This window comes from Candidatus Pantoea communis, assembly GCF_011752685.1.
GTDB classification, from domain to species: Bacteria; Pseudomonadota; Gammaproteobacteria; order Enterobacterales; family Enterobacteriaceae; genus Pantoea; species Pantoea communis.
The window spans coordinates 1-775 of record NZ_VWXC01000066.1; the positions used below are offsets into that span (position 1 = coordinate 1).

Consider the following 775-nt stretch of genomic DNA (forward strand, 5'->3'; position numbering starts at 1 on the left):
TCGATAAGCGTATTAACGCTGATCTTCTTTTTGCCCAAAGCCAGGCTTAGTGCCGCTTCGCCAATAATGACGTGCCCTTTCCCGTCGTGTTGAATAGACAAATTTACTACCTCCATTTCACGTTGATGAGAACCTCACGTCACACTGTAGACCCTATTGAGCGAACCGGTGCAGGCAAGTTCTGAAATGAAGCCTGTAACAGGAATTATTTAACAGAGTATGGCGATAATGCCGCGGCGGGTGCCGCGGCACAGCGTGCTGGGGATCAGGTTGATGACGCGGCTTGATCCGCAGGTTCACCAAAATGCTCGCGCATGTGAGATTCAATCTCTTCCAGTGATTTCCCCCGGGTTTCCGGCAACATCACGGCAATAAACATCAGGGAAGCCACATTGATTGCGGCAAAGATAAAGAACGCCTTATTACCAACCAGCGACAGCAAAGGCGGAAATGCAAGCGCTACCACGGCGTTGCATATCCACTGAAACGCTACCGCTGAACCGGTTAATACCCCGCGAACTTTCATCGGAAATAACTCCGACATCAGCAGCCAGTAAACCGGGGAAATGCACATCTGCATAAAGAACAGGAACACCAGAATACACGCCAGTGCCAGCAGACTTTGCGTCAGGCTTTGCGGCATGAGAACCAGCACCGCGCCCAGCGCCAGCTGCATCGCAATCACCACCGACAGCCCGGTCATCAGCATCGGGCGCCGGCCGAAATGACTGATGGCTTTAATGCCGGCAAAGGTGGCCAGTACCGATACCACCCC

The 775-nt window shown here is 52.8% G+C and carries 1 protein-coding gene; it reads right to left on the reverse strand.

Annotated features, from left to right (window positions below; all coding sequences use genetic code 11):
• Positions 1-265: 265 nt before the first annotated feature.
• A partial coding sequence (locus tag F3J37_RS27840) for an MFS transporter (RefSeq protein ID WP_166936852.1) occupies positions 266-775 on the reverse strand: 510 nt, incomplete at its 5' end.